The organism is Nostoc parmelioides FACHB-3921 (assembly GCF_014696625.1).
GTDB classification, from domain to species: Bacteria; Cyanobacteriota; Cyanobacteriia; order Cyanobacteriales; family Nostocaceae; genus Trichormus; species Trichormus parmelioides.
The window spans coordinates 1-19,010 of sequence record NZ_JACJQL010000093.1 but is presented as its reverse complement, the minus strand read 5'-3'; the positions used below and the strand labels follow the sequence as shown (position 1 = coordinate 19,010).

Annotated in this window: 22 protein-coding genes; 9 read left to right on the top strand and 13 right to left on the bottom strand. The window is 41.6% G+C overall.

The genetic code is table 11. From position 1 onward, the window contains the following. The 10 genes from H6G14_RS30090 to H6G14_RS30045 all read right to left on the bottom strand — a co-directional run. A partial coding sequence (locus H6G14_RS30090) for a hypothetical protein (protein WP_190572285.1) occupies window positions 1-464 on the bottom strand: 464 nt, incomplete at its 3' end. A gap of 78 nt (window positions 465-542) precedes the next feature. Further along, window positions 543-1,214, bottom strand: a complete 672-nt coding sequence (locus tag H6G14_RS30085; RefSeq protein ID WP_190572284.1) for a hypothetical protein — start codon at window positions 1,212-1,214, stop codon at window positions 543-545. A gap of 9 nt (window positions 1,215-1,223) precedes the next feature. Next, window positions 1,224-1,631: a hypothetical protein gene (locus H6G14_RS30080; protein WP_242054109.1), complete on the bottom strand. Its 408-nt coding sequence runs from the start codon at window positions 1,629-1,631 to the stop codon at window positions 1,224-1,226. Further along, window positions 1,612-1,818 (bottom strand): hypothetical protein, encoded by a 207-nt coding sequence (locus H6G14_RS30075; protein ID WP_190572282.1) that lies wholly within the window; start codon window positions 1,816-1,818, stop codon window positions 1,612-1,614. Before H6G14_RS30075 ends, H6G14_RS30080 begins: the two co-directional genes overlap by 20 nt. An 11-nt stretch (window positions 1,819-1,829) precedes the next feature. Continuing rightward, window positions 1,830-2,021, bottom strand: a complete 192-nt coding sequence (locus H6G14_RS30070; RefSeq protein WP_190572280.1) for a hypothetical protein — start codon at window positions 2,019-2,021, stop codon at window positions 1,830-1,832. 13 nt (window positions 2,022-2,034) lie between these two features. Next, window positions 2,035-2,301 carry a hypothetical protein gene (locus H6G14_RS30065; RefSeq protein WP_190572278.1) on the bottom strand — a complete coding sequence of 89 codons (267 nt, stop codon included), beginning with the start codon at window positions 2,299-2,301 and terminating at the stop codon, window positions 2,035-2,037. Further along, on the bottom strand, window positions 2,298-2,561 hold the full coding sequence (locus H6G14_RS30060; RefSeq protein WP_338421238.1) for a hypothetical protein: 264 nt from the start codon (window positions 2,559-2,561) through the stop codon (window positions 2,298-2,300). Before H6G14_RS30060 ends, H6G14_RS30065 begins: the two co-directional genes overlap by 4 nt. Window positions 2,562-2,565: 4 nt before the next feature. Further along, window positions 2,566-3,291, bottom strand: coding sequence for a hypothetical protein (locus H6G14_RS30055; RefSeq protein WP_242054105.1), 726 nt, complete (start codon window positions 3,289-3,291; stop codon window positions 2,566-2,568). Between the two features lie 158 nt (window positions 3,292-3,449). Next, window positions 3,450-5,024: a reverse transcriptase domain-containing protein gene (locus H6G14_RS30050; RefSeq protein ID WP_190572276.1), complete on the bottom strand. Its 1,575-nt coding sequence runs from the start codon at window positions 5,022-5,024 to the stop codon at window positions 3,450-3,452. Between the two features lie 535 nt (window positions 5,025-5,559). Continuing rightward, window positions 5,560-5,895 (bottom strand): hypothetical protein, encoded by a 336-nt coding sequence (locus tag H6G14_RS30045; protein ID WP_242054103.1) that lies wholly within the window; start codon window positions 5,893-5,895, stop codon window positions 5,560-5,562. Between H6G14_RS30045 and H6G14_RS30040 the strand changes: the two genes are divergently transcribed. From H6G14_RS30040 to H6G14_RS30025, 4 genes are all read left to right on the top strand, one after another. Further along, window positions 5,894-6,088: a hypothetical protein gene (locus tag H6G14_RS30040; protein WP_190572274.1), complete on the top strand. Its 195-nt coding sequence runs from the start codon at window positions 5,894-5,896 to the stop codon at window positions 6,086-6,088. The genes H6G14_RS30045 and H6G14_RS30040 overlap by 2 nt on opposite strands. 37 nt (window positions 6,089-6,125) lie before the next feature. Continuing rightward, complete coding sequence (locus H6G14_RS30035) at window positions 6,126-6,359, top strand: hypothetical protein (RefSeq protein ID WP_190572272.1); 234 nt, start codon at window positions 6,126-6,128, stop codon at window positions 6,357-6,359. Between the two features lie 150 nt (window positions 6,360-6,509). Then, the gene (locus H6G14_RS30030) at window positions 6,510-7,235 is read left to right on the top strand and encodes a hypothetical protein (protein WP_190572270.1); all 726 of its coding nucleotides are present in this window, start codon (window positions 6,510-6,512) and stop codon (window positions 7,233-7,235) included. Window positions 7,236-7,502: 267 nt separating this feature from the next. Further along, the gene (locus H6G14_RS30025; protein ID WP_190572268.1) at window positions 7,503-11,072 is read left to right on the top strand and encodes a PriCT-2 domain-containing protein; all 3,570 of its coding nucleotides are present in this window, start codon (window positions 7,503-7,505) and stop codon (window positions 11,070-11,072) included. Between the two features lie 352 nt (window positions 11,073-11,424). Here the strand turns inward: H6G14_RS30025 and H6G14_RS30020 are convergent, their stop codons facing one another. Next, the gene (locus H6G14_RS30020; RefSeq protein WP_190572267.1) at window positions 11,425-11,601 is read right to left on the bottom strand and encodes a hypothetical protein; all 177 of its coding nucleotides are present in this window, start codon (window positions 11,599-11,601) and stop codon (window positions 11,425-11,427) included. Window positions 11,602-12,421: 820 nt separating this feature from the next. On the opposite strand from H6G14_RS30020, the gene H6G14_RS30015 reads away from it, so the two are divergent. Both H6G14_RS30015 and H6G14_RS30010 read left to right on the top strand, forming a co-directional pair. Continuing rightward, the gene (locus tag H6G14_RS30015) at window positions 12,422-13,402 is read left to right on the top strand and encodes a hypothetical protein (RefSeq protein WP_190572263.1); all 981 of its coding nucleotides are present in this window, start codon (window positions 12,422-12,424) and stop codon (window positions 13,400-13,402) included. Window positions 13,403-13,429: 27 nt separating this feature from the next. Further along, entirely contained in the window at window positions 13,430-13,891 is a 462-nt protein-coding gene (locus tag H6G14_RS30010; protein ID WP_190572261.1) for a hypothetical protein, read from the top strand. A 276-nt stretch (window positions 13,892-14,167) separates the two neighbouring features. Here the strand turns inward: H6G14_RS30010 and H6G14_RS30005 are convergent, their stop codons facing one another. Then, window positions 14,168-14,668: a hypothetical protein gene (locus H6G14_RS30005; RefSeq protein WP_190572259.1), complete on the bottom strand. Its 501-nt coding sequence runs from the start codon at window positions 14,666-14,668 to the stop codon at window positions 14,168-14,170. 91 nt (window positions 14,669-14,759) lie between these two features. Between H6G14_RS30005 and H6G14_RS30000 the strand changes: the two genes are divergently transcribed. The 3 genes from H6G14_RS30000 to H6G14_RS29990 all read left to right on the top strand — a co-directional run bounded on the left by H6G14_RS30000 (window position 14,760) and on the right by H6G14_RS29990 (window position 17,319). Continuing rightward, window positions 14,760-14,939 (top strand): hypothetical protein, encoded by a 180-nt coding sequence (locus tag H6G14_RS30000; RefSeq protein ID WP_190572257.1) that lies wholly within the window; start codon window positions 14,760-14,762, stop codon window positions 14,937-14,939. Between the two features lie 462 nt (window positions 14,940-15,401). Beyond that, the gene (locus H6G14_RS29995; protein ID WP_190572255.1) at window positions 15,402-15,812 is read left to right on the top strand and encodes a plasmid mobilization protein; all 411 of its coding nucleotides are present in this window, start codon (window positions 15,402-15,404) and stop codon (window positions 15,810-15,812) included. Then, on the top strand, window positions 15,787-17,319 hold the full coding sequence (locus H6G14_RS29990; protein ID WP_190572253.1) for a relaxase/mobilization nuclease domain-containing protein: 1,533 nt from the start codon (window positions 15,787-15,789) through the stop codon (window positions 17,317-17,319). The genes H6G14_RS29995 and H6G14_RS29990 overlap by 26 nt, the downstream gene beginning before the upstream one ends. Window positions 17,320-17,413: 94 nt before the next feature. On the opposite strand, the gene H6G14_RS29985 is transcribed toward H6G14_RS29990, so the two are convergent. Next, entirely contained in the window at window positions 17,414-18,142 is a 729-nt protein-coding gene (locus H6G14_RS29985; protein ID WP_190572251.1) for a hypothetical protein, read from the bottom strand. Between the last annotated feature and the right edge of the window lie 868 nt (window positions 18,143-19,010).

The following is a 19,010-nucleotide window of genomic DNA, read 5'->3' as shown; positions in this document are numbered from 1 at the left end:
ACCTCCTCATAGAACCGTGTCTTACCTGTATTAGTCGCTTCTCTTACAACCCGATATTCGTCAAAGGCTATCCACAGCGAAGCACCTACGCTCACAGTTTGGACAGTTGCCACCATGAAGTCTTTGCCAATGTGGATTTGTCCGTCATATTGAATCTTGGTGAGGGTGTTGGCGAAAAATAGACCCAGTACAATGCTGCCCAGTGTGCCAGAAGCGATCGCTCCAATGGATAAACTCGTTAGTAGGCTGACTCCTGTGTTAGCGGTAAATACGCCCAAGAATGTGGCTAGAGCTTTGTTTAAGAGTTGCTTGTTATTGAAAACATCCCTAATAGATTGCTCTAGCCGTTCGCTGTCCTCATCCTCTGGGGTGGTTTGAGTTTTTTGTGGTTCACTCCAATGAGGAGAGGGAGTCTGTTCATTATTGGAGTGAAATTGAGATAGCAGCGTGTCAAAATCATTCATTGATTACTCCATAGCTCCACATCGTAGAACAAACACATTTAGCCAGAGATGGCAGGATCTCTGGCTTTTTACTTGTGCTTAGATGCCCATAAAATTCCTGAACCACTGCCCCACACGACTGATTCCAGCAGTGCGCGAGTAGTTCGGCTTGGGTATGCGGTCGGTTTTGGCTTCACTACCGTTTGTCCAGAGTGCGTTAGTGACAGCAGTTTCATAGGCGCGATCTGCTGTATCCTGTGCTTCAGGAACTTTGTTAGACGCTTTGATTAAATCCGCCTCATACTTAGCCAGTGCCATTAGGTCTGCGGTGGCCCCTGCTATCTGAATCAGGCTTGAGCGTTGAGCGTGTCGGGTTGCCTCCGCAGTAGTAGCGTTGACGTGTTCGGCTTGTATCTCGGTCATCTCATTTTTGAAACGCTGCTCTCCTGTCTTACTGGCGTTGATAGCTTTCAGGGTTTGCGTTCCGTGCTTCTGGGTTAGTTGCACCAACTCCGCGTAGGCTTGGTTAACATCCCCGGTTGTTTCGATAATCTTTCGATATGCCTCCAGCGCCTTGGGTAGATTAGCTTTGGCAGTGTCCGACAATTGCGCCATATCTGCAATTCGAGTGATTACCGTTTGGTCGCCGTGAAGTGCCTTGTTAAAGTCCTCCGCCGACACATCAAACAGTTTGACCATTGCTCCTAAAGTACCTGGGGCATTATTAGAAATATGGTTTTTTAGTTTGGCTGTTCCATAGTTACGCGCCATGTTTTACTCCTATTGCTGATACTTGAGTTGATTAACCAATGCCTCTGCCAATCCCAACAAGTCTGCTAGGGTCACTCGTTTGTAAAGACCTTGGACAATGGGCGAGACTGTTGAGACAGCTTCTGCTGATACTGCGCTGCCAATTACGTTAATTTCTGCACCTAGCAGGGTTTGGGCTATGTTTTGCAGGAGCAACAGTTTTTCAACCTTGTTCAGTTGTTCAAATGTGCTGCCGTACTGCTGTTGAAGTGAGTCTAGGTAGGAACCATCCCCCGGCATTGTTGAGGTGAAGTAGCCTAACGGTTTTGACATATTGGTATGATCCTTATGTGTGTATTTAAAACCACTGGGGAAGCGATCGCCAAGATTACCAGTCCATGCGATCGCCTTCTTCTCTCTAACTAGAAAATGCTTCAAGCTTTGCTACATCGATAGTTGTTCTCTCCTCAACTTCCCACTGCAAGTAAGTCAATGCTGTTGTTGCATCTCCTAACGTCAAGTCGGGACTATAGTTGAGTGCAATTTGCTTGTAGTCGGGATGGTTGCGAATTTGTAGAATTGTTTCCTGTGCCTGTTGAATTAGGCTAGTTAATGATTGGCTCATAATTCTGCCTGTTAGTTAACAGATTTGCTGGTACGTTTAGGTGGTACTGGTTTTTGTTTTAGGTGGGCGATTGCTCCTATGCTGAACATTCCTCCACCTATCATTGCTGTGGCAGTTGCACCAAATTTTTGAGTAGAAAGATAACCAAAACAAACACAGCTAGATAGAAATAAAGTGGCTCCTATTGCTTGTCTAATTTTCAAAATCTTTTCTCCTTCAAAATAGTGCTAATTGCAGTGATTCTTGACTGATGACAGAAGCATTGGTACTCATCCCTGACACTTCATAACAACGAGTGGTTAAAGTCTTGTGATTGAGTAATAAATCAGCCTTCTTGCGTTGTCCAGATAGTGGACGAAAGTGGTATTTAGGATGCTGGATTGTGCCTGTTCTGTAAAGGAATTGATATAACGTTCTGTCAATCTGATACACCTTAGATTGGGTTAGTAATGTGCTGTCATAAACTAGGCTTAGATTATTCATGACGCTACCCCTTTTAACTGATTGACCATACTTGATAGCATTGTCTTGTTCGGTTGAATTGGTGCAGGTGTTGATGCTTTATTTTGAGGAGTTGGTAATGCAGGATAATTGACTCCAGACTGAAATATCAGCTTCTCTATTGCGGCTGAGAATGCTTGCGTTGGTGCATCTTGCGGTATGTCAAACATTTGGCACAGTTCATAAACCGCTAAATATGAGATGGTTATACGCCGAGATTCGTAGCAGGTTTTCTCAGACACTTTCTTACACTCCTGTTGTGCTTTCAGTTAATAACTTCAATCCCATCGCATTGATAAATTGCGGATTTGGCAAGACCATAAAGCCAAATTGGGCTAGATTTTCATTGACTACTGGCAGAGAAACACCACCACCCCAAGCAACAAGGTATTTAGCTCTATCTAGGTAGTTCTTAGAGGTGACAAAGTTGGCGAATTTCTCAATTTGACTAGACCACCATTGGTCTAAACATTGGGCATATTCCACTTCAAATTTCTTGCCTGTTAAATGATTTCCTCCATAAATCAAAGTGCCTTCTAGAATCCCTTTATTGACTAAAGAAGGGGAATGTTTGACATCTTTAGATATGAGGCTTCCAGCGTCATTTCTCTTATCTAATGCCTCGGCAATCATTGAGTGCAATTCACCGCAGCCATTCTCTATTAAATGTTCACCAATCACTGCACCATTGCCGTTAAATACAGTAATTAGCCAAGTCGATGAACCGATATCAAGGGCGATAGCTACTTCTGATTCTTCTAGAACTAGGCTTGGTTCTCCAAATAGACAGTAAGCAATACTGCCGAATCCTTCCCGATAAACACCTGTAACTACAATCTCCACTGTCTTGGTGACAATCTCACGACTTACAGGATGTTTGTGTTGGAAGGTGTGAATACCTTGCACTCGCCGCTTAATTTCTTTGTCCCAACGTTGTGGGTTATGGTTGCTCAAACTAATTTCTAGTCTCATGCCATCGGGAATATTCAGAACTGCTAAGTCTGCAAGGATGCTTTCTAATGCCAGTTCTGCTTTTTTCGACTTGGTTGAGTCGAGAGGGGATATTATTCCCCGTCCCTCTCAGTTAGATCCGTGCGTACCCGTTTCCGTGTACACGGCTCCCGATATTCTTAGGGAGTGACCCTTTTGCTCATGTGTAAATAGTCGTGACAGGATTCATGGATTGCTGTAAGATTCTTAGGTTTACAGTTATTATGATTTCCATCTATGTGGTGTAAATGTACATGCTCTTCGCTTGTCAGTTTCATTCCACATCGACCACATGAATGGTTCTGTTTATGTAAGGCAATGGATGTCATCCCATCGTATAATTTACTGTTGCGTTGACTCCAGTAAATTAAGTCTCCGTCATAGGGGGATTTGTCTCCTTTAACTATGACGTGTGAGCCGAGGGAGTAAGGAACTGATGGGAACGCTTTCTTTATAAGTGCAGTACTTGACTTTCTGGTGTTCCTGGTTTCCTTATTAAATACCGTGTGGGTTTTGTGATTCATGAACCAGAGTGAAAACCTTGACCCTGACATATCACAGTACCTATGGTAGTTTCTCCAACCCCTTACAATCGGTGCTAGCTTTTCGGCTTTTACCTTGGAACCATAGTTCGAGCAGTTAACGATTTTCTTGACTTTCTCCCGGAATTTCTTAAAGTTATCCACTGAGGGAGTTATTAATATTCTTCCGTCGTTTCTCACTTTGAAGTGCCAACCTAGAAAGTCAAAGCCATTTGTCGCGGCGGTTATTTTGGTTTTCTTAGCACTTACTTTCATTCCTCTTTTGGCTAGGAATTCGTCAATGTTTCTTAGTATCAGTTCTGCATCGTCTTGAGGTTTTAACACTATTACCATGTCGTCGGCGTAGCGGACGGATGGATATAGTATTTGACCTTCTGCGGTTTTGTCGGTTATCTTACAACCCGCTATGTGGGTTCTGTGGATACTTTCAATTCCGTTTAGTGCGATGTTGGCTAGTAGGGGGCTTACTACTCCGCCTTGAGGGGTTCCTTGTTCTGGAAATTCGGGATTGACTCCGGCTTTCAGGCATCTAAAAATACCATTTTTGATATTCTTAGGGGCTATCAGGTTGTCCATTATGGTGGAGTGTGAAATCCTATCGAAGCATTTTTCGATATCGAGTTCGATAACTCTTTTATCTATTCCGTTGGCGTTGCTGTTTAAGTTTGAGAATAGAAGTGCTTGGGCATCGTGTGCCGAGCGTCCTACTCTGAAACCGTAACTTCTAGCATGGAAATTTGCTTCGTGTGCTGGTTCTAGTGCGTATTTTGCTAGACATTGCCAAGCGCGATCGCCGATAGTTGGGATTTTCAGCATTCTGGTAGTCCCGTCCTTTTTGGGGATTGGGATTTCCTTTAGTCCTTGATGCTTCCAGTCTCCAGCCGATTTTCTAAGTAGAATTTCTAACTCGAAACGTCCTGTAAAATCGAGGGACTTTACACCATCAATACCTGCTGTCTTCTTACCAGCATTTAGCTGTGATACTTGTCGGATTGACAGAAATCTAGCCGCACGGGATTTCAGAATAAGTTTTTGCAAAAACCGAGCTTTTCGCTTGTTTCCTGCTTGAACCGCTTTGAACACTCTCTTTTGTAGGCGGAATAAATCCTTCCGAAATTTCTTCCAGGGTAGATTCTTCCAAGATTCACTAGTGTAATCACTGTGCCTAATCATGCTCTGCTCCATTAAGTGTTTTCTGAATACCTTGCAGCAATTACGCCGCATCCTACCCGACTTGAGAGAGTTCCGTGTCTCATCTCACCTACCAGGGATTCGACTTTCCCTAGACTCTCAAGTCGTTTTTATTCGTTCCTTCAGATGATTGATACGTTCCGTTAGGTGTAACCAATTTGACTATCAGAAACCCTAGATTCTTACCGCTATTGAAGACTGATGCGGCGGGTTTTATCTCTGATGGAGTCGGGGGGTGTGGTTGTTAAGCCCCGCTTCTTCATGAGTCATTTTTCTAGGTTCAATTTCACCGTGGGAACTTCCTGTTAGCACCAGTGTCGATTCTTAACAATCGTCTGATTATGCCCTGTTTCCAGCTTCACTCTACAAGAATTGAGCTTGTTCGGTGTGGACAGATAAGGAGTCACGCTCGAATCTAGCGGGTAGGGCTTTCACCTACATCATTCTGAAAGTTCAGTGCTTAACTTACGTTAAGTTTCACTGGCTTAGTTATTTATGGACTGGATACCAAGATTTACTAAGCAACGAATCGCACGTCCTCATGAAGTAGGGTGTAGTCAGGTTGTGCGATCGCCGCACTACCCCAGAAGAATTGAACATCAGATAAATCCTTTCTTGCCCCCACCACATAACGAACCCAACAGCCATCCTTAGATATGGTTTCGTGATGGCTTCTGTTCCGGTTGCGGACTAATGAGTATGCAGCAGGCATCATGATAGAAAAATCACCATAGATAGCCTTGCCATACCCAGCACCGGGGTCTTTACCTCCCGTGATGGTAGTTAACCCGGAATTGGCAAGCAAGTCGGCTTGAGTAAGCCAATTTTCGGCATTCAAGTATGCGGTTGTCATGGTTCTGATTATTGGTAAAAGTCTTTGGATTTCTGGCTTTGGAGAATTTAGAGGCACAATCGCCTTAAATCCACACATCCAGCTTTTGGCAAGCCTCAACGTCACTTTCTGGCTTCTATTGCCTTTGTTGGGTGGCTGTTATTGGCTTGATGATTGTATGATAACATTAAATCATTACTTCATGAAGACATGAGGTAATGATTTACTAATTTTCTTGAGGTAATGCCAAAATGTTTTCAGAACAAATAGAAAACAGTAATGTGGCAACAAGACGAGACGATCCAAACTTCGCTCAAGTTAGCGGATATATACCAAAGGACAAAGCTTTAAGCTTTAAAATAGCTTGCACTGCATTGCAAATTACCCAAAGCGATGCACTAGATGAAGCAATTAGCCTTTGGCTAGCAAAGCATGAGAAACCGGACTCAGCACCCAGAAACAAAAAAGGGAAGGGTACAACATGAGTGGCGAGTGCCAAAGAGATATTAAGCAATGTAAGGTAAAATTCGACCCAATAACAGAAACAAGGGCTATTAATTCAAAAATGCAGTGTCAAGTATTACTATCAGTACAGTAAGTGCTAATTTCACTCTTCTTAATTTTTGATGTCGCCAATGACTACCGTGAAAGATCCACCTACAGAATTTCAACTCCCACCGCACAATGAAGCGGCGTTAGAGATGCTTAGGGAGGCGAAAGACTATGAATCGACTGTTGCTCTAGCGGCTAGTAGTGCTGCGCTGGCTACAGGTGGCATAGTTCATCCGTTAGGCTGGTTACTTTTTGGATTGGCTTACAAGCCTTTGGTAGCTACTCAAAAACTGGCACGGTTGGAAAAATTAACAGCCACGCTTTTGGATGAGTTTAAAAGCGCGGGAATACAAGTATTTCCCGTGCTGAAGGTAGAAGATAAGAACCCTATCGACTTGTTTGTGAGATTTGAGCGAAAAGTCCATATATTTATCTCAATTCGCTCAATAGGAGATAAGGAGATTGTCTACAACGAAACTAGAGAGGTTTTACAGATCAAGAGGAAAGACAAACATGGACTAAAAGTTTGGAATCCTTGCCCACTAATTGAATTGGCTGATTACGAGAAGTGGTTGAGCAAGAACAGAGACTTGTTTGGAATGTCCTCAAGGGAAGCTACAAAAACACCCTCAGCAAAAGTTTTGGTCTTATGGCCGCCCACCAAGGCGGTCGATGACCACAATTCACACCTTTATTCTGAAGTCGGAGATATGAAAATTCTGGCTCTCAGAAGAAAAGGTACTGCATTTGTAATTCAACAGGAGGAAGTAACTGAGTTTATCAAGGCTTGGTTAGCCAAGTCCGAATAGACGCACACAGTGAAAACCCCGCGTCCCGGTAGGACAGCGAGGTTTTCAAATGGAATTGGGGTATCTGGTTTTCACAGCCCGGATTAATATCCCTAATAGTAATCTTATCTTACACCATTGGCGTGCCGAGGCATTTTAGCACTTACCAGTAAGATAAGAACGGCAGTTTAGAAATTATTTATGACTATATTTCCGAATGTCGTATAAAAAATTACTATAACGGGATAGCTCCAATTCCTCCAACACACTTACTGGAGGAATGGCTATATGTCAGAATTAGAACAATTTAATTACTCAGTAGAAGCACAAGCAGATGCAGCTAAAGTGGTTAATTCTGCTGCTTTGACAGAAGAAGATTTAATTGACAACCGCAAAATTAAATTCGCAGTCAACACTTTTGGCAGAAATAAAGACTGGGATTTTAAAAAGCTGGCCGCCAACTTTCAAGATAAAGAAGGCACAATAGAGGATGTTAAGCAACACATTCAAGCGGGTCACGCCGTTTGTGCTGGCTTGTTAGGTGGTAAATGGCGCAGTAAGGCAAATGTTATAGGTTCTCAATGGTTGCCCCTTGACATTGACAATTCCGATGTCGCCCGTGATGAGGACGGCAAGCCAATTAAAGACGAGTACGGCAATTCTATCAAGGTGTACAAACACCAATTAACCATCGAGGAAGCGTTAGCCCATCCCTTCATCAAAAAATACTGCGCTTTACTCTACACCACCAAGAGCCATAAACCTGAATGGCATAAATTCCGGTTGATTTTCCTTCTACCGCAATACGTTGAGGGTGCTGACACTGTAGAAGCTTGTACCCGTAAGCTCATGCAGCAGTTGCCCCATGACCCTGCGTGTAAAGATGCCAGCCGGGTTTTTTACGGCAACACTGAAGCAGAATTTCTCATAGTCAACCCCAATGCAACCCTACCCTCTGAGTGGGTAACTGAAGCAATTGCGATCGCGCAGAAGGAGAGGGAAGAATATCAGCAGCGCATCGAAGAAATTGAGTCACGCCGTCAGCAGTGGCGCGAGATTTCCGACGTTGAAGGCTGGGATATTGAGCAGCTGATACACCTTGCTCTCTCATTCATTCCACCGCGTAGCCCTGGCAGTGGTAATTATGATGAATGTCGCCAAGTGCTGATGGCTTTGGTTAACCACTATGGGCCTGCCGAAGCGGAAATCATAGCTGAGAAATGGTCGCCCAGCATCAAGGGTAGTACCTGGAACATCCGCGCCAAGATTCGCAGTTTCCGGCGTGGTGGGATTACAATCGGCACACTGTTTCACATTGCCAAGCAGTATGGATTCCGCTTCCCGCAACGGCAGTATGAACCACGCTACACCCAGCAGCAAGGAGTCATTAGCCGCCAAGAGTGGGAACTGGGACGAGTCAGGGAAGACTTGACAACCTTCCAGAATTTATTAAAACAAGCGATCGCCCCATTCGTTACAGCTGCTAAAGGATTTTCAAAATCCGCGTCAGAGGAACCAGCCACCGCATCACCCCAGACAGCACCCGAAATTGCCAAGCTTTTACGTCAAGTAATCATCTACAAGCGGGGCAATATCCCTCACAGAAGCGGCTTTACAGGCGATATCTACATTGAGTGCCGACCAGAGGAACATATCGCCGCATGGGTGGAAGCCATCTCTAAGGGCTGGAAACAAATTTTAGATAACTCCCATCCAGGGCTGGGTAAGTCTTACAATGCTGGTCAACTGACGGCGGCCATGTTCGGCATTGATAAATTAATTTACCAGGATGCCAACCACAGAAACCCCTCAACATTGCCCATTGAGACTAACTTTGTTGACCTGCCAGTGCGGCACAACGGTTTAAAAGTTGACCCCACCCGCACTACCCCAACAGGTGCTAATTTCTTACTACAGCCAAAAGCGGGTGAAATTCCCGATACTAATGGTAACTGTAGTAGAACTGGGTTATTCGGCGCATTCCGGGATAAAAACTTTGTCAGCTTAGATTTTGAAGAAAGTGCCATTAGCCCCATCTGCAACGGTTGTGTCAATAAGAATCAGTGCCGTTTCGCTTATGGTGATGGTTTCGGCTTCCGTTACCTTAAACGGAGTGCAATTCAAAATTACTCCGAAATCCGAGCGCATCCCGACTCTACCCCAGTTGAGTTAACTAATGCTGCTGGTGAACCTTTCACCGTAGGGCGCATTTGGGAAGAAGCGGGTACACTCATTAAGCCTGTACACTCCATTGACGTAGAGTTAAAGGATTTTGATACTACCGTTGGTTCCTTAGTTGCAGGTGGCTTACCTCCTGAGCAATGGTCAAAACTCCAGCAGTTCTTACCAGTTTTGCGATCGCTGCTCTCTGGAGATATTAAACCTGATTCTCGTTACGGCTTTAATGACGCTGCACTAAGAGAAGAATTAGGCGAATTTCCGCAAGACTTAGATATTGAAGCCATTACCCAGATATTACAGCCTAATTTAGAATTTATGGCTGATTTAGACTCCATTGATATCACTGCTGATAGAGAACTCCGAAAAAGCGCCGCCGCTCGTTTTGCTGCCAAACGTGTGGCCAAGGACAGCGCCCGAAAAGCAGGTAAGCAGTTCTTTGATTTGCCCCTTTACTGGTTCCCTGATTTCCTCGAAGCTTGGAAGGGTGAAGGATATTTGGCTTGTAAATGGGGTATATTGACCATTTATCGCCCCGACACTAAATATACTGAGTTAGCCTACTCTGCCCAATTCAATGTTTACCTTGATGCCACTATCAGCCCAGAACTGTTGAAATTGAAACTCGGCTACGATGACTCAATCTTAGTCATAGGGCAGTCACGCCCCGACTACAGCAATTTAAAGGTGGTCAACGTCGTTGGGCTGGGTAAGTTGCCCAAAAAACGCTCACCTTCTTTAACTGACCGTGTTGATGCCCTCAAGGAAACTTTGCTCAAGATACACAAGAAACCGGGCATTATCGAGTGGAAACAAATTGCTGAGGAAGCAGAAGACCATGTTGAATACGGTCACTTTGTCGATGGTCGGGGTGTTAATCGCTTTAGTGACTGTGATGCGATCGCTTCTTTTGGCATTCCCTACCAAAACATCGGCGCATTGGCTGCACATTTTCAGGTGATGACTGGTAAAAGAGTTAACCTAGCAGACCCCAATGGCATTTTCCAAAAGTATCTCACCGAATTAATCAGAGCCGAAATCATTCAAGAAATTGGCCGATTACGCGCTCATCGTCGCCCCAATGAGGAGCTAACATTTTACTTCTGCGCTGACTATGACCTCAGTTTTCTGTTAGATGAACTGCCTGGAGTCAAGTTAGAAGTAGTCGATGCCTGTACTTTATGCACCGAAGCCGGTAGCCGAGATCAGCAGACAGGTCACGCCATTGTCAAAGCCTTCACCCAGCTTTGGCAGTCGCAGCAGAAAATTGGCCAAACGGCGATCGCCAAAATTATAGACACTACCCAAGGATGGGTGAGCCGATTTACACAGCGTTGGGGAGGTTGGGCTAGGTTTAAAAAATTATTACTCCTACTATTAGATAGTCTTCATAGCAGTAGTAATAAAAATCTTACAGACTTGAGTGATGAGGAAAGGTGGTTTGCCCGTGAATACTTCCCGACGCTGATTAATGAAGCTGAGGCATCGCCTGAAGATGCTTTGAAACATATAGCTGAAGTGGCTACAGTCATTACTGTGACACAGTTGCGGCGAATTGTGGATTTCTCCACGCCTCAAGTTAAAGCTGACTTGTTGATGATTATTCTGCGTTGTCTGCCTACTGAAGTTTACTCAGACTTTGCCCCACTGCAAGCCGTAACTAACCCGACAGTGATCTGATAAAATTTATCGCTTTTCATTTCTACTGACCTATCAGTAGTAAAAGATGCTCCGCTTCATGATTGTGTACTTAATCATTGAGTGAGCGTCCGGTTCACTATGCCTTGTCACGCCGCATCTCGGCTCAATACCCTCAGAAAGTTCTCAATCGTTTCATTGCCAAACTAATCGGTTCAGTTTAGCTATTTGGGCAATTCGCCAACGTTATCTGTATCTCGGCGGCCAGTCTTTAATGTAAGCCAACCCTTTTACCAAGACTTTTTTTCATCAAAAAAGTTGACTTATTATTTAAGACGTAATCTGTAAAACTTTTTAAACTCTCCTTATCTAAAGAGATTTATAAAGATTTTACTTATCCAATTGAAAGTTCAGCATTCCTATATTGATCTTCATATTTTAGTGAGATTCTTTTATCTTTACTGATTGCGTAGATGGCTACTCCAGCTAGCATTGCAGCTCCAGCTATTGTTGATAGTTGTGTAGGATCTGGTGCGAATAATAAGGTTGTGGCAGTGCCTGTTGCTGACATTTATAAATCTCCTTGTTAGGCTGAGAACTAAATTTTGGAGACGTAGTTAAAATTCATAAGTTCCTATATTTTCGTCTTTTTATTTTCTTTATAAAAAGAATTACTCCTGCTATTAGATATAGGAATCCGACTTGAATCTTGAACGTATGCTGAGACTCAAAAGCCCGATTTATAAAAGTTATACGTCAAACTCTGTTCAATAATCAAACAGGATTCCTATAGTCTTCATAGGGGGAAAGTCGCGAGCTTGTCACTAGCCGCCATGTAACGTCTGAAAGTCTTACTACGAAAGCTGTTCAAAAATAAAATTGCTCTTTAATCCGAAAATTGCCAAAAAAGCTTGTTTTGACTGTGCCAATTGAAGCTTAAGCTATTTGGTACAGCATTCGGTAACGTAACCATGAGGGTTTCAGGCTATAAAATTCAGTACGGTTTAAAAGGTACAGCTTTAAGTGTGGACTCAGTTAGCCAAAATCTTATTTTTAGGGTAAAAGTTGAAAAAATTTTCTGAAACTATCTCTGGGCAACGTTTTCAGCCGTAGCGTTGAGGCTGATAGCAGCTTCGCTACTTTAGCCCCTATATCCGACACAGGCGTAAGAGATGTGCTTAAGAACGTTTACTTTACGTATTCTTTGTGGTATCTCTGTGTTCAGAGAATTAATACTGTTGTCTTCGCCGATGCCATACTTGAGTTCGGATATTTCGGCATAAGGTGTTTCCTTTTGTTTAAGCAAATAAAGTGCTTTGGATTGCCACTAATTTTTATAAAAAATTGGCATCCAGAGTTGTCAGTTTTTTTTGTTAAATAAGGAGATTTTCGTGTCCCAACAAAAATTAGCCGCCACAGTGCTAGTTCCGTTTTTTTTAGTGTTAGGAGGATGTGGTAGTAGTGCAGATATAGAAGCCGCTAAAAATTTATCCAAAGTAGGGCAAAAAGCCAATCTAGCATTTGAAAAAATTGCTAATGATTTATATCAATCTTGCCTTCGTGCTGCTGATTATACCCCCTTGCAATCTTTAAGTAATGCGGGAATTAACGAAGCTAGGATAAAGAAAGAGAAATCTTGTTATGAGAATCAACAGTCAGAACCAAATTTATTTAATTATATTAACCCTAAAACAACTCCAAAAGAAGCTAGTCAAGCTTTAAATAAGGGCAATTTAGTAATTATGAACTATTTAATAGCTTTGGGTCAGTTAGCTTCTGATGATTTAATTAACTACGATCCGGAACTAAATTCTATTCAAGAGTCACTGGTAAAAATACCGAAAATTCAAACTGATGTAGTTGATGCAGGAACAGCAATTGCTAGATTCCTTTTTAGAGTGTTTTCTGAGCAAGAACGACGTTCTACTTTAAAAGATGCTGTTTTAGCAAATGATCAAAGTCTAATATTTTATATTGACGGATTCTCTAAAGCTATTAATAAAGGCTATATCAACGGGGCTTTAGAGACTGAGAAAACCGCAGTTGATAACTATTACAGAAAATATCTAGGGAATATTATCAATGTAGTCAACAGTTCTCGTCTAGAAGGAATTGGTGTTGTTCTCAGAGATCAGACAATTGTAGACCTAGATCGGGACTGGAAAATAACTAAGTCAGCAATCGTTGAAAAACAAAAAATAGCAGAAAATTATGTTGCAATTCTAAAAAAGATTTCTCAAGATCATCACAAAATAAAAGAAATGTATCAAAAAGATGAGAATCCTTCACCAACGGAAATCAGGAAGATGGTGAAAACTTATGTCAAAGAAATAGATGAATTAGTTCAGCAATCTAATAAAGTTTTTAAATAAAAAAAACATCAAAATAAAAGTAAGTTTATGAGTAAAGAATTAACCGTAATTGACTTACAAGAACAAGCTGAGAGCTATCGCATAATTGCTAAAGCTTGTATGAATAGACGTGATATTTTGAAAGCAAGAATCAAGACTTTTAAAGAGGAAGAAGCACCTAGAGAAAATATTAAAAATTTAGAAGATGAAATTCTGTCATTGGAGATACAAATTCCAGAGTTATTGATTAAAGCTAGTAGTTTGGATGCAGCAGAAATTGTCAAAGTGATGACTAATTTAGAAAATGCTAAACAACAAATAGAAGCAACTACTAGGAAAGTTTTAGAAGCTGTTCAAAAATTTAATGATACAAAAGAAGTTTTTCGCGTTCTTTCTCTTTTTATTCGATTGGGTGCGGCTATTATTAATACAACTGCAACAGGAGGTACTCCAGCAGCCCAAATCGCTTCACTCGTGAGTGAAGTTGACAATTTAACTCGCAATCTTTGAAATCACACAAATTTACCAGTTTTTGTGGCTCTGATTTATCTTCTTGCTTCTGCGCTGCCCGCTATCTACTTGTGACTTGCACTCAAAAATGAACTTTTAGCTCGTTATTATATGTTTCAAAACATAGGTAGCCAGTTTGTGCTTCGCCTTTAATATCCGAATTTTTTACAGCATAGCTGCAAATTTTTGCAACTGCTGAAACGGCTATTCTGGTTATAAAGTGGCCCAAAATCTGACCTCCGAAAGTGTAAGGGAGCGCATTTGCACCAAATCAGCTTATAAATCTTCATCCCTGTAAAGTTTTGGCACAAAAGCGTCCCTATTCGTTGGGTTTTGTGACAGTGATTTATCCTCTTGTTGCTGTGCTGTTAGCTGTTGATTTTTTCTCTTGCCTTTCTCACTATTTCTACGTAATTTATCAGCCTCGCTACTGGCGTTTACTGTTGGCTGAGTTTCAGTAGCTAGATTTTCTGATTTATTATTGTCGTCAAGAGAGGTCTTTTGACGGCGACGACTGCTTTTCCTCAACTCGCCTATTAAATATTTGATTCTGCTGCCACTCAAATGAATGCCCAGACCCTTCAGCATCTCTGCGACTTCATCATAAGTGTAGCCGTACTTATCGGATGTCAGCTTCTCGATGTACCACCTCATTTTCCTCACTGCCTCTCTGTCAGATACATCATCTCGCTCTTTCGGCTTCTGCTCCTTCAGTAGCTCGATAGCCTTATCAATCTTACTTTTAGTGATGACCTCAGACTTCTGATGTTCAGCCATTGTTATCTCATGTAGTGATTGATTATCAATTATCGGCTATCTGAAAACATCTGTACCAATCGGTTTTCAAAATGCTAAAAAAAATTGACTATTGCGGCTACGCCGAATCTGCGATTTTAATCAAAGCGGCTACGCCGAATCAGTTCTTACTATTACGGCTACGCCGAATAATTTTTTAGTGTTACGGCTACGCCGAACCAGTCCTTACTGTAGTGGCTACGCCAAAGTAGATTTTCTTATGACAGCTACGCTGTTATTATCATTTAACTGATGTCAAAAAATCTGACTATAACGGCTACGCCGAACCAGTCCTTACTTTAGTGGCTACGCCAAAGTAGATTTTCTTGTGACAGCTACGCTGTTCTTCCCATTCAACTGATGTCAAATAATCTGACTATAACGGCTACGCCGAATCAGTTCTTATTGTAGCGGCTACGCCGAATCTAAAACTTTAATATTGTGGCTACGCCAAATCTAGAATTTACCCAGTGCTTCATTATTAACTATTACGGCTACGCCGTTGTTATATCCCTCTCCCCGTTGTACTATTGAGTCAGCCTCACGGCTACGCCGTGACCTGCCCCAAGACTCTGCACCACCCCCAAAAATGGGCTAGAAGCCAGCCATGCCTTAAAGCTAACGCTTTACCTCGCTGCGCTCGGACGGCGGCTGGTTCAAGGGGGAGCAGCCCCCTTGAAAAACCCCCCTTTGTGTTGCCCCAAAATTCTTGATTATGGCTAATCGCAAGCAGTCAAAAAGGGTCGTAAGAAAGCATCTCTTTTCACTAAGGTTGAGTGATATTGAGTTGGATCTGCTGCGGATAAAATCAGTTGATGCGGGAATGTCAGCGAGTGAGTTGATGAGGCGTAACGGATTGTTGCGACCACTGCCTAAACGACTGAGTAAAATTAGCCTACAAACATATTGGGAATTAGGACAAATTGGTAACAACTTAAATCAGCTTGTCAAAGCCACAAACACAGCGATAAAAATGGGGCGTACTCCCCCAGCTAACCTGCAACTTTTACAAGAACTTTTAGAGGTGCTGCATCAGTGTAGACGAGACATTGCCCAAGCTGACACAGAAGAAACTGACTGGGACGAGGAGGACGAAGAAGATGATTGGGAAGCAGACGAAGGGTAGAGGTTTTCGCAAGCTGTTAGATTACTTAGAATCACGCGATGAAGCCCAACTCATTGGCGGTAACATGAGTGGGAGAAATGCAAGAGAATTAGCCAAAGAATTTAAACTGTCTCGACAATTAAATCCTGATGCAGAACGTGTTGTTTACCATGTTTCATTATCAGCAGCCAAGGGTGACAATTTAGATGATGAAAAGTGGAATGAAATTGGCGATCTCTACATGAAAGAAATGGGCTTTGATGCCAATCAGTTTGTTATATTCCGCCACCACAACACCGATGATGACCACATCCATATTGCCGCCAGCCGCATCAGGATGGATACAGGGCTGTTAGTGCATGATTCTTGGGATTATGTACGCTCTGAGAAAGTGCTGCGACAAATTGAAATTGACTATAATTTGGTGCAAGTCCAAGGCAGTAGAGAGAAACTACAGCGCACACCCAGCACCGGACAAATCAGGCGCATAAGGCGAGAACAGGAAGAATATGAACTAGGTAAACTTGAGCAGCCGCCAGGACGCACTATCAAGGAGGAACTTCAGCAGACAATTTATAGCGTATCTGCTCAGTATTCCCAAATGCCGATGTTGATTATGCGCTTACAGCAGCTTGGTATCAGTGTGAGGATGGGATTTACTAGAAACGGCAAGTCTAAAGGAATTTCTTATGAAAAGGACGGGCAGGCTTTCAGTGGTACACAACTAGGTGCAGCCTATACCTTTCCTGGTCTGCAAAAACATCTTTGGGTTGACTACATACCAGAACGACATGATGAGCAGATTAACGAATTGCTGCTCAAACCCGCTAAACCACTCCCAGTTGAGGAGAGACAAAACCTGTTTCAAGAAATTGAACGCAAACAACAACAGCCTCAGTTCACACCACCACCAGAGGATAAAGTTGTTTGGCAAGTGTTACACAAGTATTTGAACGAGAAACGCTACATAGACAATTTTATTGTGCAAGGATTACATGATCTTCAGTTGCTTTACATGGATGAGCAACGGAATATTTTGTTTATCAAACGTAATCTGGATGATAAAGACACTGGCGCATTAGTTTGGTCAAACCCCTTGCATAGTCATCAGGCTGTCGAGTACGACCAAAACGCCTCTGCATCGAATGGTTGGTTTTATCTGAGATTGGGAGAGCAACCAACGTCCAAGGTGAAAAACGTCTTTCTGTGTTCTACACCAATTGATGCGATGTCCGCCGCCACATACCTTATCCACCAATGCAAAGGGCTACCGCCAACTAGAACGATGTTTATGGTAGCTGATGACCCGAATAACCTACCTATGGAATTTCTCAAAGATACTAATCAAGTTTTCCTGGCGTTTAATAATGATCCGCAAGGGAATACTGCTGCTAGTGCAGTATTAGAATTGTTGCCCCACAGTAAGAGAGTGACAACTTTTAAGCCTGATTGGAGTCAGGAACTAGTAGCTCTTCTGTTGGAGGAGCAACAAAAGCGCAGACAGCAAGAGGACGAACTTAGCCTGTGAGCAACGCCGACTCTACCGAACTCGTTGGCGCGATCGCTCATTCCTAGCCGTGGCTCCATGCCTAATGTGGTTTATTTCCACCACGATGTACATACTAAATTTCTTCAACCACGGATTGGTCGAATGTTACTCCTACAACTACTTTAAAAGGTATACTAATTTCTGTATTATCAGGACTACAGATTTTGATAAATCCATCTTGCCAAATACGTTTCCAGCTAAAAATTAAATTTGTTTTTTTATACTCAGGTACTTCAACTATAACTTCTTCTGTATAATTTTCTTTTGTTTCTTCAGAAATTGAATATTGTTTCTTTATTGTTTCTTGAAAAAGTAACTTCATAGCATCTAATTCAACTTCTAAAAATTTTAACTTTAAATTGATATCTAAACCATTAACTTGCGTTTTCTCATATTCTATAGAATAAGCTTTTGACCATTCTCTCGTAATCGTGAATCTCCGCGTTATTTTACTTGTACTTTTGGAGTTATCAATTAATCTTTGCTCTTTACCAATAAACTCTTCAGACCTTTGTGTTTCTTTAATTTCCAAAACTTTATTAGCGCTATTAACGTTAGATTCGCCACGCACATTCCAGCGATAATTACAATTAGGACATTCTACTATTTCGGCTTTATATATAAAAGGAGGCTTAATTTTTTCACCGTTTTTTGAATAAAAATTAACTTTATACCCCTTCCACATTGAATATAAAACTTCGCTACATTGAGAACATTTGTAACCAGAAGCTAGAAAATTTTCATATTCTTTAGAAAGTCCCATCATTAATGAGAAAAGTTTCGCTGTAGCTTTTTGAGTCATAAATATTTATGTTTTAAGAAATATTAATGTCTAAATTTTATAAATTGTAATAAATTAAATGTTAGTGCAGCGCAGGAGAGTGTATTTTCTAAATTAACTCTGCATAATAATTTATTAGTTAAATACCAGGAGGTTTCTTTGAATTAGCCTAAACATCTATTCAATATTAGGATTGATAGATATTATTACCTATTTAAATTTGGGAGCTTCAATTTATTTAATATAATATATTAATAAATAAAATTTAATCATTACCTAGATTCCTTACTTTGACTGAATTTTATTTTTTTTAGACTTTCTATAAAAACTTTGATTTTCATACCTTATCATAAAACTACAAGAATATCCAAAAATTATATATATTAAAATTAGTATAACAACGCTATTTGTCTTCAGGTCTATTGTATTTAGTGTTTGCACTGAGTAAAATTGTCGCCGAATGCCAAATTCCCTAATATATTCTACAACTCTCTCGTATAACCCCCTTCAGAAATTCGCCCCAAATTCCCAACCTGGATAAACAATTATCTTGCTCTGCTAACAGAACATTCACTAAATTAGGTTGCCAATTGATAAACCAGAGACTATCAGTTGCAGGTTAGGGAGCTATGCCGGAATAAGTCTTATCGTGATTCCTCTAAAACAGTCGCCGCCATACACTCCCTAACCTGCTCTCAGTGCTGAGAGTAGCGTTCTTATTACTCAAGCAATTGAGTTAGGAGAAACGTTTCTCCTAAATTCATTTCAAGGATGCCCCTGTTTGTGACTTGAATGAAAAAATGAGCTTTTAGCTCACATTATGCTTCACGAAGCAGATATCCATTTTATACTTCGCAAAAATAGTGAAAGTAGAAAATTTATTTTTCCA